Source organism: Sinorhizobium sp. 6-70 (assembly GCF_030124375.1).
GTDB lineage: Bacteria > Pseudomonadota > Alphaproteobacteria > Rhizobiales > Rhizobiaceae > Sinorhizobium.
Window position 1 is genome coordinate 1 of record NZ_JASKLS010000028.1, and the last position, 12,311, is coordinate 12,311.

11 protein-coding genes are annotated in these 12,311 nt (G+C 60.9%); 9 read left to right on the forward strand and 2 right to left on the reverse strand.

Annotated elements, in window-relative coordinates; translation table 11 throughout:
- Nucleotides 1-230: 230 nt before the first annotated feature.
- Together QN222_RS29985 and QN222_RS29990 are read right to left on the reverse strand one after the other, a co-directional pair.
- The gene (locus QN222_RS29985; protein ID WP_283964394.1) at nt 231-1,319 is read right to left on the reverse strand and encodes a hybrid-cluster NAD(P)-dependent oxidoreductase; all 1,089 of its coding nucleotides are present in this window, start codon (nt 1,317-1,319) and stop codon (nt 231-233) included.
- Nucleotides 1,309-2,562 carry an aromatic ring-hydroxylating dioxygenase subunit alpha gene (locus QN222_RS29990; RefSeq protein ID WP_283964393.1) on the reverse strand — a complete coding sequence of 418 codons (1,254 nt, stop codon included), beginning with the start codon at nt 2,560-2,562 and terminating at the stop codon, nt 1,309-1,311. Before QN222_RS29990 ends, QN222_RS29985 begins: the two co-directional genes overlap by 11 nt.
- A gap of 211 nt (nt 2,563-2,773) precedes the next feature.
- Here QN222_RS29990 and QN222_RS29995 point away from each other — a divergent pair, with 211 nt between their 5' ends.
- The 9 genes from QN222_RS29995 (at nt 2,774) to QN222_RS30035 (ending at nt 12,311) form a co-directional block, all read left to right on the forward strand.
- On the forward strand, nt 2,774-3,643 hold the full coding sequence (locus tag QN222_RS29995) for a LysR substrate-binding domain-containing protein (protein WP_283964392.1): 870 nt from the start codon (nt 2,774-2,776) through the stop codon (nt 3,641-3,643).
- Between the two features lie 363 nt (nt 3,644-4,006).
- Nucleotides 4,007-4,720, forward strand: coding sequence for a GntR family transcriptional regulator (locus QN222_RS30000; RefSeq protein ID WP_283964391.1), 714 nt, complete (start codon nt 4,007-4,009; stop codon nt 4,718-4,720).
- A complete protein-coding gene (locus QN222_RS30005; RefSeq protein ID WP_283964390.1) occupies nt 4,717-5,625 on the forward strand; it encodes a dihydrodipicolinate synthase family protein in 909 nt (302 codons plus the stop codon). The genes QN222_RS30000 and QN222_RS30005 overlap by 4 nt, the downstream gene beginning before the upstream one ends.
- A complete protein-coding gene (locus QN222_RS30010; RefSeq protein WP_283964389.1) occupies nt 5,618-7,135 on the forward strand; it encodes an aldehyde dehydrogenase in 1,518 nt (505 codons plus the stop codon). Before QN222_RS30005 ends, QN222_RS30010 begins: the two co-directional genes overlap by 8 nt.
- The gene (locus QN222_RS30015; RefSeq protein ID WP_283964388.1) at nt 7,132-8,478 is read left to right on the forward strand and encodes an FAD-binding oxidoreductase; all 1,347 of its coding nucleotides are present in this window, start codon (nt 7,132-7,134) and stop codon (nt 8,476-8,478) included. The genes QN222_RS30010 and QN222_RS30015 overlap by 4 nt, the downstream gene beginning before the upstream one ends.
- A gap of 75 nt (nt 8,479-8,553) precedes the next feature.
- The gene (locus tag QN222_RS30020) at nt 8,554-9,405 is read left to right on the forward strand and encodes a glycine betaine ABC transporter substrate-binding protein (RefSeq protein ID WP_283964387.1); all 852 of its coding nucleotides are present in this window, start codon (nt 8,554-8,556) and stop codon (nt 9,403-9,405) included.
- Nucleotides 9,406-9,511: 106 nt separating this feature from the next.
- A complete protein-coding gene (locus QN222_RS30025) occupies nt 9,512-10,600 on the forward strand; it encodes a glycine betaine/L-proline ABC transporter ATP-binding protein (RefSeq protein ID WP_283964386.1) in 1,089 nt (362 codons plus the stop codon).
- A gap of 14 nt (nt 10,601-10,614) precedes the next feature.
- Entirely contained in the window at nt 10,615-11,463 is an 849-nt protein-coding gene (locus QN222_RS30030) for an ABC transporter permease subunit (RefSeq protein ID WP_283964385.1), read from the forward strand.
- The gene (locus QN222_RS30035; RefSeq protein WP_283964384.1) at nt 11,460-12,311 is read left to right on the forward strand and encodes an ABC transporter permease subunit; all 852 of its coding nucleotides are present in this window, start codon (nt 11,460-11,462) and stop codon (nt 12,309-12,311) included. The genes QN222_RS30030 and QN222_RS30035 overlap by 4 nt, the downstream gene beginning before the upstream one ends.

Genomic DNA, 12,311 nt, shown 5'->3' on the forward strand with positions numbered 1-12,311 from the left:
AATCGACCCGATGATCACCCACACGCTGCCGCTCGACGACATCAACAAGGGTTTTGAGCTGATGCATTCCGGCGAAAGCATCAGGAGCGTCGTGATCTATTGACGCCGTGTGGATCGGGGTGACGATTTCGCGTCGCCCCGGAGACCAACGGCCGGTCCTCAGCCATTCCAACGAAAAAAGCAGCCTCCTTGCGAGGCTGCTTTTTTGCGGCTTCCAGGTCGTCGGGCTGCTACCGGTCGATGACGAGGTCGCTCAGAGGCTTGGAGCAGCAGGGGAGGAAAAAGCCGGCGTCGATTTCCCTCTGCCGGATGCCGCCGGAGTGATTCATGTCCACCGACCCGCTGACAAGCTTCGACTTGCAGGTTCCACATAGGCCGTTGGCGCAGGAAGACGGTATCCTGACGCCCGATTTCTTGGCGCAGGAAAGCACGGTCTGTTCGGCAGCCACCTCGATCGTGCGCGTCTGCTTGACGAATTCGACCTTGAACGTCTTGGCTTCCGCCAGCTCCGATACCGGGGGCGCCTCTTCTTCGAGGACGGCGGCATCGAAGCTTTCCTCGATATAGTTCGACGAGGGAACGCCGAGCTCGGCCGTGAGCCTGCGCGCCGCGGCCATGAAGGGCGCCGGTCCGCAGCACATGACCAAGCGCTCAGCGAGGTCAGGAACGGCGAGACTGAGATATTCGCGGGAAATGCGACCGGAGAGACCCGGCCAGCAGCGCTCGCCGCTGACCTCTTCGGGAAGGAAATGAAGCCGGAGCCCTTTCATCCTGTTCGCGAGGTTCGTGAGTTCCTCGCGGAATACAAGGTCTTTCGGCGTTCTGCCCGCATGCATGAACACAACGTCGGCCGGCTCCGAAGTATCGGCCAATTCTCGTATCATCGACATCACCGGCGTGATGCCGGATCCGCCTGACAGGAAAAGGAACTTGCCTCTCGGACTGGATGGCCGGACGAACCGGCCAAGCGGACCATTGGCCCGCACTGCGGCGCCGGCCGTGAGATTGTCGTGAAGCCAGTTCGACACCTTGCCGCCGGGTACGCGCTTGACCGTGATCGAGACGGCGTTCTTCCTGTAGGGCGACGACGAGATGCTATAGCAGCGGCTCTCGGCATCGCCGCCGAGCGCCAGGTCGAAGAGGAGATACTGGCCGGCAAGAAAGGCAAATTGCTTGCCGTCCGGAGCGGCGAACGTGAACGTCTTCACGTCGTGGGTCTCCTGATGGACGTCGACACAGACCAGCGTGTCATCGATCTCGGGATTCCATTCTCCGGTCCGGCTTATGTCGGCGGTCGATGACTGGGGCTTAAAATCCATGGGCGCGCATCCGGTTGATGTACCACGTTGCGAAATCGTCGAGATGACCTTCGGTAAAGCGGGAATAGGCGCCCGGCTCGTAAGCGGGATCCTGGATGCCGGCGTGAGAGCGTGCGACGAGTTCGGCGTCCTGGTCGGTCGTCGCCAGCCAGACGCTCGTCAGTTTATCGAGATCGTAGTCGACGCCTTCGACCGCATCCTTGTGGACCAGCCACTTGGTTCGAACCAGCGTCGTGTCGGCAGAAAGCGGGATGACGATCGACGTCACGGCATGATCGCCCATGAAGTGGTTCCAGCCGTTGTGGCCCCAGAGATGCGTGTCGCCGAGATCCTTCCGCGTGATGGAGCCGAGCAGCTTGGCCGATGCGGCGGTCGCATCGGGCGTCTGCGACTCGCCAGCACCGGCGATGATCAGTCGCTGCGTCCGGAAGTTGGTTGCTCCGTCGACGACCGGCTCCACCGCCGATGACAGATGCCCCGCAGCTTCCCAGGCGGCCGTACGCTCCTGATACAGGGCCTGGTGCAATTCAGCCTCCTCCCGGTCCTCCGGGCTCAGGCCCTCGGGGTCAAAACCGAAGTCGAGATCGACGAACGAAACGCAGAGCTCCGGGTGATTGGCCGAGCAGTGGTAGCACTCGCGATTGTTCTCGATCGTCAGCTTCCAGTTACCCTTCTCGATCACGTCGGACTGGAACGCGACCTTGGCGTTGCGAATGTCGTAGGGGGCGAGCCGCTTCTCCATGACCTCTTCGAGGCGGGCGATGTCCTCAGGCGGATTGTCCGAAAGGCATACGTAGATCAGACCGCTGATCGACTTGAAGTTGACCGGCTTCAGGCTCTTGCAGCTCTTGTCGAAATCGGCGCCCATGTGCGGGGCATAACTCAGCTCGCCGGAAAGCTCGTAGGTCCATTGATGGTAAGGACAGACGAGCTTTGACACGACCGTCGTTCCGGCATCCAGCAGCCGTGCACCACGATGGCGACAGACATTGTGCACGACGCGGATCTCGCCATCGTCATCGCGAAGCAGGATGAGACTGGAGTTTCCGATGTCGACGACAGTCGCGTCGCCGGGTTCCGGAACATCGCATTCGAGGCCTATGCAGATCCAGTGTCTGCGGAAAAACACCTCAAGATCCGCTTCGAAGACGTCGTCCCGGGTGTAAAGACCCGCTGGCAACGAATGACCATCTGCGCGTGCGTCGAGCAGTGGCGATATGGAGGAAGAGAAGGTCTGAAGCATAAGGCACCCTTATCGTTGGATTGCTGAATCATCGGGTGAAAATGCCGCTTTCTCAACGGCAGAAATGGGCCTGCTTGACATAATGAAAAGTAATGCGAGATTCGGTGTCCGGACGGATGGAGCGCGCGCTTTCGCCACCGCTCTTGTACAAGAACAGTTCACGGGGTTGCTTGTGGCCGGTTTGAGGAGAAGGTTACCGCCACTTACGGGAATGACCGTCTTCGAAGCGGCTGCGCGTCTCGGAAGCTTCACCAGGGCGGCGGCTGAGCTCGGCGTAACACAGGCAGCCGTCAGTCGACAGATTCACCTGCTGGAGGAAGCTTTCGGCTTTCCCCTGTTTCGGCGGCTGCATCGAAGAATAGAGCTGACAGAGAAGGGAAGGCTGCTGTCGTCTGCCACGACGAGCGCCTTCAACCTCATCGCGGACACGGTTTTTGATATCACGAAGGACGAATCCAGCGATGAACTGGCCATCTCCGCGACGGTGGCGTTCTCTCATTTCTGGCTGCTTCCCAAGATTTCCGCGTTCTCGCGGACCTATCCGCAGGTGAAGCTGCGGATTATCACTCAGGACAAATCCACCGATATTGAAAGCGACGACATCGATCTTGCCATTAGGTACGGAAACGGAATGTGGCCCGACGGCCAAGCCGAATTCCTGTTTGACGACGAGATATTTCCTGTCTGCAGCCCCGAGTATCTCCGGGAGATCGGAGAGATTTCGACATTGGCCGAACTCGTCCAGTATCCCCTTATCGCCAACGACACCGATGATCCGACGTGGACCGGCTGGAATGAATGGCTCGCGGCATTTTCTGTTCAGGGGCCGAAAAGATCCACGGGGCTGCGCTGCAGCTTCTACACCGAAGCGATTTATGCGGCCCTGAACGGGCAGGGCATAGCACTGGGCTGGAAGCGCCTGGTCGAGGACTTGCTTAACCAGAATCGCCTGGTTCGTCTCACCGATGCGGCGATCAGCACCAGGAACGGCTACTTCGTCGTGCTTCCACGAAGGCAGAAGAAAAAGGAACACGCCGAGCTGCTTGTTCGGTGGCTAAGAACTTCGTCCGGGGCATCTTAGACCCGAGTTCCTCGCAGCTCCATCGCGACGCTGGCTCCCAGAACTCTCCTCGCCAGAGACATGCCGGTCGCTAAGCTGGCCTCATCATTCCGTGTCGGCGGTCGGGCTGGCCTGCCTACCAGGAAGCTCGTTGATCCTGACGTTTGACGCGCGACCAGGCGCGCCGGCCTGGAGCATAGCTTTGGCCCAAGACTTCAGGGCTAACCAGCCGATTTCCTGTGACTTTTCTTCGTTGAAACCGGTCGCTTGTATTATGTGCGTATAACGAATGTATACGCACATAATACAATTTTCTTGACTCGCCGCCCCTCGAATGCGACCTTGTGCGTATCGAGCCAACTTCCGACGTTCGAGGAGGTCCCTGTGAAGAGCGGCAAAAACGGTCTCTACGAAGATTTGAAACAGCAGATCCTGACGATGGAGCTCGATCCCGACGAAGACCTGGACGAGCTGGCGCTTAGCGAGCGGTACGGCGTGTCGCGGACTCCCGTGCGCGAAATCATCCGCCGCCTTGAGGGCGAGGGCTACGTCGAGATTCGCGAGAACCGGGGCGCGCGGGTGGCGCCTATGAACCACTCGACGCTCAGAAACTTCTTTCTGGTCGCGCCGATGGTCTACGCCGCGATCGGTCGGCTCTCGGTGCAGAACTTCAAGGCCAGGCAGCTCGCAGACCTTAAGGACACGCAGGAGCGGTTTCGCACTGCGGCCAGTTCCAAGGACGCCCCATCGATGGTGCTGGAGAACAACCGTTTCCACGAGATCATGGGCGAGATGTCGGGCAACGTCTACCTGCAGCCCAGCCTCAGCCGCCTTCTGATCGATCACGCCCGCATCGGCCACACCTTCTTCCGTCCGCGGAACGAAGACATGGAAAAGCGGCTGCGTGTCGCCGTCGAGCATCACGACGCGTTCATTGCGGCGATTGCCGCGCATGACGAGGACGCGGTCGTCGACCTCGTCTTCGAACACTGGGAACTCTCGCGAGAGAACATGGAGATGTTCATCGCGCCGCAAGGCCTCAAGGCGGACGCCTTGGTCGATGGCCCGGTCACATTGTCGATGGAGAAACTGTCTTGAACTTCGAAGGTATCTACACGCCTGCGGTGACGCCTTACACCAACGGCACGATCGACAAGAAGGCGTTCGCCGACGTTCTCGAATCTCTGATCGAGGCCAAGGTCCACGGGATCATCGTCGGCGGATCCACCGGGGAATACTACGCGCAGACGGCGCAGGAGCGCTTCGATCTCGCCGCCCACGCGAAGGACGTCATTGGCACGCGGCTACCGCTGATCGTCGGCACCGGTGCGACGCGGACGGAAGATTCGGTCGAATACGCCAAGGCGGCCAAGGATATCGGCGCCGATGCGATCCTGGTGTCGTCGCCGCCCTATGCCCTGCCGACGGAGCGCGAGAACGCCGTCCATGCGCTCACCATCGACCGCGCCGCGAACATGCCGATCATGCTCTACAACTATCCGGCCCGCATGGGCGTGATGATGGGCGACGAATATTTCTCCCGCGTCGGCAAGTCCAAGAACGTCGTGGCGATCAAGGAAAGCTCCGGCGACATGGGCAACCTCCACCTGCTGGCCCGGAAGTTTCCGCACATCTCGCTCTCATGCGGCTGGGACGACCAGGCGCTCGAATTCTTCGCCTGGGGAGCGAAAAGCTGGGTCTGCGCCGGCTCCAACTTCCTCCCGCGCGAACATGTCGCTCTCTATGAAGCGTGCGTGCTGGAGAAGAACTTCGACAAGGGCCGCGCCATCATGACGGCGATGCTGCCACTGATGGATTTCCTCGAATGCGGCAAGTTCGTCCAGTCGATCAAGTTCGGCTGCGAACTGAACGGACTGAATGTCGGCGAGGTGCGCGCACCGCTGCGTCCCCTGAATTCGGAAGAAAAGCGAACCCTCCAGACCGTCGTCAGCAACCTGAAGCGGTCCGTCGCGCACATCACCTCGGGAGCCAACTATGCATGATCTTCTGACCGCAGCGGAATATACGGCGATCGCGAAGTCGATGTCCTATCCGTCGAACGCCTTCATCGACGGCGCCTTCCGCCCGGCTCAGTCCGGAAAGACCTTCAAGACGACCAATCCGGCGACAGGGGAAGTCCTGACGGAAATCGCCGCCTGCGATTCTGCCGATGTCGACTTTGCCGTTGCGAAAGCGAAGGAAGCGTTCGAGGACGGCCGCTGGCATCTGCGCTCGCCCGGTGAAAGGAAGGAAGTCCTTCTCAAGTTCGCGAGGCTGCTCGAGCGCAACCGACACGAACTTGCGGTCCTGGAGAGTCTCGACAGCGGCAAGCCGATCCGCGAGGTCCAGACGATCGATGTGCCGGATACAATCCACACGATCCGCTGGCATGCGGAGCTAATCGACAAGATTTACGACAACACCGCGCCGGTCGGATCGAATGCGCTGACGCTGGTCGTGCGCGAACCGATCGGCGTCGTCGGCCTGGTGCTGCCTTGGAACTTCCCGCTGCTGATGCTGGCGTGGAAGATCGGTCCGGCACTCGCCGCCGGCTGCTCTATCGTGGTGAAGCCGGCGCAGGAGACGACGCTCACCGCGCTCAGGGTGGCGGAACTCGCCCATGAGGCTGGGGTTCCGGCAGGCGTCTTCAACGTGGTGACCGGCAGTGGCAAGGACGTCGGCGAGCCGCTCGGCATGCACATGGACGTCTCCATGGTCAGCTTCACCGGCTCGACCGCCACCGGCCGACGCTTCCTCCGCTACGCAGCGGATTCGAACCTGAAGCGGGTTGTTCTCGAGTGCGGCGGCAAGAATCCGGCCGTGGTCATGAACGACGTGGAGGATCTCGATCTGGTCGCCGAGCAGGTCGTCAACGGCGCCTTCTGGAACATGGGCGAAAACTGCTCCGCGACCTCGCGCCTCATCGTCCAAGCCGAGGTCAAGGACGAGCTTCTGAAGCGCATCGGCGCCTATATGCGGGAATGGAGGATGGGCGATCCGCTCAACCCCGAAAACCGCATCGGATCGCTGGTCAGCAAGGCACACTTCGAGAAGGTGAAATCCTATCTCGAAACGGTCGAGGCCGAGAAGCTTTCGCTGCTTTTTGGCGGAGATACGCGTGAAGGCAACTTTGTCGAGCCGACTGTCGTCGACGGTGTCGGCCGCGACAGCCGCATCTTCCAGGAGGAGATCTTTGGCCCGGTCCTTTCCGTCACCACGTTCAACAGCCTGTCGGAGGCGATCGCCCTTGCCAATGACACCGTCTACGGCCTGACGGCATCGGTCTATACCGGCAGTCTCCGGAACGCGATCAAGCTGTCACGCGAAATCCGCGCCGGCGTCGTCACCGTGAACTGCTTTGGCGAGGGTGACGCGACGACGCCGTTCGGCGGCTACAAGGAATCCGGTTTCGGCGGCCGCGACAAGTCCATCTGGGCCCACGATCAGTACACCGAGCTGAAGACGATCTGGATCGATGTTTCGGATCGCTCCGTTGCCGAGACCGTGCGATGAGCCAGCACGCGGTCAAGCGACTGCCCGTCGATACCGGAATATCCGGCTGGGAGGCGATCAGCACCCGCGGATTCCCGATGCAGACGCTTGAGAACGACGTTCGCGCCGACTGGCTTGTCATCGGCGCGGGCTTCGCGGGCCTTTCGGCTGCGCGGAGACTGTCGCAACTGAGGCCCGGCGAGAAGATCGTTGTGCTCGATGCAACTGAAGTTGCAAAGAGCACGGCGGGACGCAACTCGGGTTACATGATCGATGTGCCGCACAATCTTTCGTCCGGCGAGTATTCGGTCGCCGACGAGAAGTCGACGCTGCTCGAGATCGAGCAGAATCGTCTCGCAATCGCCTTTGCCGCACAGACTGCCGCCGAATACGGCATGTCGAAGGAGACATTCGATCCATCCGGCAAGATCAATGCCGCGGCAAGCGAACGCGGACTGAAACTCAACGACAACTATGGCCGCTCGCTCAAGCGTATCGGCGAGAAATCCGAGCTCTTCGACGCGAAGCAGATGCGCGACATTACCGGCTCGCATCATTACCTCGGCGGGCTCTACACGCCGGGCGCCGTGATGATCCAGCCGGCCGATTACATCCGCGGTATGGCACGCGGCCTGGGCCCGAAGATCGAACTTTACGAGCGATCGCCCGTCCTCGAACTGACCCGGCAGGACAAGCACTGGAAGGCACGGTCCAGCCGCGGCACGGTAACGGCCCCGAAGGTGATCCTTGGTGTGAATGGCCATGTCGAGAGCTTCGGCTATTTCCGCCATCGGCTGATGCATGTCTTCACCTACGCATCCATGACGGCCGCCTTCTCGCAGGACCAGATCCGAAATGGGATGACCGGCGTCGACCGGTGGGCGCTGCTGCCGGCGGATCCGATGGGCGCCACGGTGAGGAAGATCAGCAGCGGCGGACGTTCGCGCATCGTGATCAGGACCCGCTTCACCTATGACCCGAGCCTCGAGGTCTCTGCGAAGCGCGTCGCCGGAATTGCGGCAGAGCAGAGACGATCGCTTGACGTTCGTTTTCCCGGACTTGAACGCCTGCCGTTCGAGTTCAGCTGGGCCGGTGCGCTTTGCCTCAGCAGGAATCATGTTCCGGCCTTCGGCGAACTCGAGGAGGGGCTCTACTCCGCCTGCTGCGAAAACGGTCTCGGCACCGTCAAGAGCACCCTCGCAGGCATCATGGCGGCGGAACTCGCCACCAGCGCCGAGAGCGTGAATCTCGAGAAATACAAGGCACAGCCGAAACCGAGCAGGTTGCCGCCGGAGCCTTTGGCCTGGCTCGGCATCAACGCGGTCATCCGCTGGCAGGAATTGCGAGCTGGTCGGGAGGGCTGAGCCTGCGACCGCGCAATGACGAAGGCTGAATGAGCAGTCTTCGAACAACAATGGGAACAAGAACAGGAGAGAACAGTGAAGACACTGTGGAAAGCACTGTGCGCCGCTGCGATGGTCGGTATGACCATGATGCCCGCTCGCGCCGAAGAGAAGACCATCGAGATGGGAACCCTCTCGTGGGAGGACCTGACGCCAATCACGGGCATCACGAAGAAGGTTCTGGAAGACGCCGGCTACACCGTGAAGGTGACCGAGTTTTCCGAGTGGGGCATCGCCTATGCGGCGCTCAGCAAGGGCGACATTCAAATCCTCGCATCGCAGACCGACTATGTCGCCCAGGACTACTGGGACAAGAACAAGAATCGGCTGGAGAAGATCTCGCCGGTATCGCACGGCCTCTACCAGGGCGTCGCGGTCCCCAAATACGTCAACATCGACTCCGTCGACCAGCTTAACGACAACGCGGACAAGTTCAGCGGAAAGATCATCGGGATCGAGCCGGGTTCCGGCCTGATGCGCGACACCGCGGCCGCAGTCAAGGACTACGGCCTTAAGCTGCAACTCGTGGAAGGCAGCACTGCCGCTATGACCGCAGCGCTCAAATCGGCAATCGACAGGCAGGAGTGGGTTGCCGTCACCATCTGGGAGCCGTCGTGGATGATGCAGAAGTACGACGTGAAGTTCCTCAAGGATCCGAAGGGCGTCTTCCCGCCGCCGCAGAGCTACTACTGGATCGGCCAAAAAGGCTTCTCAGAGGAGAACCCGCAGGCACGCGAGGTGCTGGCAAGCGTCTACGTTCCCCTGGCGGACATCACCGCGATCAATAGTGCCGTCAGCGACGGCAAGAAGATGGACGAGGCGGTGAAGGAGTGGACGGACAGCCATGCCGACCTCCTCAAGCGCTGGGGAAACATCAAGAGCTATTGAGTCCTAACCGCAATTGGCCGTCTGGAGATCGCCGGGCGGCCACCGCCAAGGCTTGTGAAGACTTGAGAACCGCCAGCACAAGATTGGCTCCAAGGGGAACGAAGAAATGGCAAGCATCGATACGAATGAAGTGCTGATCGACTGCCAAGCGGTGTGGAAGATCTTCGGAGACAAGGCACCCGCCGCGATGGAAGCAGTTGCGAAGCGCGGCCTGACGAAGAAGCAGATCCTGCAGGACTACAATTGCGTGGTCGGCGTGTCCGACGCCAGCCTGCAGGTCCATCGCGGGGAAATCTTCTGTATCATGGGATTGTCGGGCAGCGGCAAGTCTACCTTGATCAGGCTTCTGAACCGGTTGATCGCTCCAAGCTTCGGGAAGGTTCTGGTGAAGGGCAGGGATCTGTCGGCCCTCGACGCGACCGAACTCCGGCAGATGCGAGCCCAAAACATCGGCATGGTCTTCCAGAGCGTGGCGTTGCTTCCGCATCGAACGGTGCTCGAGAATGCGGCCTTCGGTCTCGAGGTGCAGGGCATTGCCAAAGCGGAGAGAAACCGGACCGCGCAAGCGGCGCTTGAGAAAGTCGGCCTCGGTGACTGGCTTAATCGCTATCCAGCAGAACTGTCCGGCGGCATGCAACAGCGCGTCGGACTGGCGCGCGCCATCGCCTCGGATCCGGAAATCATTCTCATGGACGAGCCGTTCAGCGCGCTTGACCCGCTTATTCGCCGTCAGTTGCAGGACGAATTCCGGCAGCTGACGAAAGAACTCGGCAAGTCGGCGGTGTTCATTACCCATGATCTCGACGAGGCGATTCGCATCGGCGACCGCATCGCGATCATGAAGGACGGCGTCATCATCCAGGTAGGGACCGCTGAGGAGATCGTCTTGAACCCGGCCGATCAATATGTCGCCGATTTCGTCGCTGGCATTTCCCGCCTGCACCTGATCAAGGCTCATTCGGTCATGGTTCCGGTCGCCGATTACCAGCGACAACACCCGGGTGGCGATATTGGCACCCTCGCCAGAACGACGCCCGAGGCCGACATCGACGAGCTGATCGGACTGACCATGCAATCCGACCGTGACGCGATCGCCGTTCTGGACAGCGGAACCGTGATCGGAGTCGTGACTGCGCGGAGCCTGCTTGCCGGCGTCAAGGGGACGACGATTGGCGAGCAGCCCGCGGCAGCCTAGAGGAGCGTTTCGACATGGAGACTGCGGCTTTCGCGGATACGTTCGACGCGTGGACGGACTCGGCTCTGGAGTGGCTGGGCGACAACGGTGAATTCCTCTTCGATCTCGTGCGAACGATGCTTGAAGGATTCCACGAGGGCATTTTGTGGCTGCTGGCGCTGCCGCCTTTCTATGTGGTGGCAATTGTTCTCGCCGTTGCCGGATGGCGGCTGGTCGGTGCGTGGTTTGGCGCGCTCACCGGAACAGCCCTCGTCATTTGCGCGCTCATGGGGCTGTGGCCGGAAACCATGAGCACCCTGGCCCTGGTGATGACCGCGACCTCGCTTGCGCTGCTCGTTGGTTTGCCGATCGGCGTGGCAGCGGGCTTTCTACCGGCGCTCGACCGGTTGCTGGAGCCGGCCCTGGATCTCATCCAGACGCTCCCGCCTTACATCTACCTTCTGCCGGCCATTGCGCTTCTGGGCTATGGACCGGCGACGGCGCTCATCGCGACCTTCGTCGTCGCCATGCCTCCGGCGATCCGACTGACATCGCTCGGCATCCGCATGACGCCGCACGAGTTCATCGAACTGGGGCACGCGATCGGTACCACGAAATGGCAGATGTTCTTCAAGATCCGTCTGCCCTTCGCAATGCCGAGCATCATGGCGGGCATCAACCAGAGCCTGATGATGGCGTTCGGAATGGTCGTCATCGCCGGCATCGTCGGTTCGGGCGGTCTTGGCGAAACGATCTACGGGGCGATCCGCACACTCGATATCGCTAAGTCGATCGATGCCGCCATCGCGATCGTCGTGCTGACCATGGTGCTTGATCGCATCACCCAGAGTGCCGCTCGCTTCGGCAAGGGAGGAACACCATGAATCCGGATAGCTTTCAGTTTTCGCCGGGTACATACCTGGCGCCGGCTGTCGACTGGCTCAACGCCAACTTGCATCCGCTGTTCGCCTTGATCACCGCTGTCGTCGAAGCAGTGCTTTCTGGGATCGAGGCGTCGCTGCTCTCGCTGCCACCCTACATGCTGATCGCAATCGTGATGCCTCTCGCTTTCTTCCTCGTAAATGTGCGGGCGGCCATCCTCGCGGGCCTGGCACTCGGTTTTTGCCTTCTCATGGGTCTCTGGGATGCTTCGATGCAGACGATTGCTCTGGTCTCGGTGGCCGTGGCGATTTCCGTCCTGGTCGCCTTTCCGCTTGGCATCCTCGCCTCTCGCTTCAAGGCCGTCGAGGCGGCGATCCGCCCGGTTCTCGACATCATGCAGACGGTGCCGCCCTGGGTGTATCTCATTCCTGCGGTCATGATCTTCAGCCTCGGGCGGGTACCCGCGATCATCGCGACGATCGTCTACGGCATACCGCCGATGCTGCGCCTGACGACGCTCGCCTTCAACCAGGTTCCGAAGGACATGCTCGAACTCGGTCAGGCGATCGGTGCCTCGCCCCGTTCCATCCTGTTCAAGATCGAAATCCCGGCTGCAAAGCCGACCCTGCTTGTTGGCCTCAATCAATGCATCCTGCTGTCGCTTGCCATGGTCGTCCTGGCTGGCCTGGTCGGAGCGGGCGGGCTCGGCGCCGAGGTGACGCGGGGCTTGACGCGAATGGAGATGGGCCTTGGCCTGCGTGCCGGGCTTGCGATCGTCGCGGTCGCATTGCTTCTCGACAGGCTCTCGCGCGGCGCGCTTCAGCGTGACCGAACCAGGGCAACAGGCTGA